Source organism: Psychrobacter phenylpyruvicus DSM 7000 = NBRC 102152 (assembly GCF_000685805.1).
Classification (GTDB): domain Bacteria; phylum Pseudomonadota; class Gammaproteobacteria; order Pseudomonadales; family Moraxellaceae; genus Psychrobacter; species Psychrobacter phenylpyruvicus.
This window is the reverse complement of record NZ_JMKP01000103.1, coordinates 1-1,162: the sequence shown is the minus strand read 5'-3', so window position 1 is coordinate 1,162 and position 1,162 is coordinate 1. Positions and strand designations below refer to the sequence as shown.

The window sequence follows — 1,162 nt, the reverse complement described above, 5'->3', positions numbered from 1 at the left end:
TACAAAACCACTTGGGTGTTGTATGGTCAAGCCAAACGAGCAATTAGTACAGGTTAGCTACACGCATCGCTGCGCTTCCACACCCTGCCTATCAACGTCCTAGTCTTGAACGGCTCTTAAGGGAAATCTAATCTTGAGGTTGGCTTCCCGCTTAGATGCTTTCAGCGGTTATCCAATCCGAACGTAGCTACCGGGCAATGCCATTGGCATGACAACCCGAACACCAGCGGTTCGTCCACTCTGGTCCTCTCGTACTAGGAGCAGATCCTCTCAAATTTCCAACGCCCACGGTAGATAGGGACCGAACTGTCTCACGACGTTCTAAACCCAGCTCGCGTACCTCTTTAAATGGCGAACAGCCATACCCTTAGGACCTGCTTCAGCCCTAGGATGAGATGAGCCGACATCGAGGTGCCAAACACCGCCGTCGATATGAACTCTTGGGCGGTATCAGCCTGTTATCCCCAGAGTACCTTTTATCCGTTGAGCGATGGCCCTTCCATACAGAACCACCGGATCACTAAGACCTACTTTCGTACCTGCTCGACTTGTGGGTCTCGCAGTTAAGCGCGCTTTTGCCTTTATACTCTTTGAACGATTTCCGACCGTTCTGAGCGCACCTTCGTACTCCTCCGTTACTCTTTAGGAGGAGACCGCCCCAGTCAAACTACCCACCATACATTGTCCTCGGTATTGTTATACCTGAGTTAGAACCCCAACATGACCAGGGTGGTATTTCAAGGTTGGCTCCACAAATACTGGCGTATCTGCTTCAAAGCCTCCCACCTATCCTGCACAAGTCAGGTCAAAGTTCAATGTAAAGCTGTAGTAAAGGTTCACGGGGTCTTTCCGTCTAGCCGCGGGTACACAGCATCTTCACTGCGATTTCGATTTCACTGAGTCTCTGCTGGAGACAGCGCTGCCATCATTATGCCATTCGTGCAGGTCGGAACTTACCCGACAAGGAATTTCGCTACCTTAGGACCGTTATAGTTACGGCCGCCGTTTACTGGGGCTTCGATCAAGACCTTCGCATACGCTAAGCCCATCAATTAACCTTCCAGCACCGGGCAGGCATCACACCCTATACGTCCACTTTCGTGTTTGCAGAGTGCTGTGTTTTTAATAAACAGTTGCAGCAGCCTGGTATCTGCGACTGCTA

1 rRNA gene is annotated in these 1,162 nt (G+C 50.8%); it reads right to left on the bottom strand.

Annotated elements, in window-relative coordinates:
- Positions 1–22: 22 nt before the first annotated feature.
- A 23S ribosomal RNA gene (locus G561_RS15565) occupies positions 23–1,162 on the bottom strand; the annotation flags it as partial.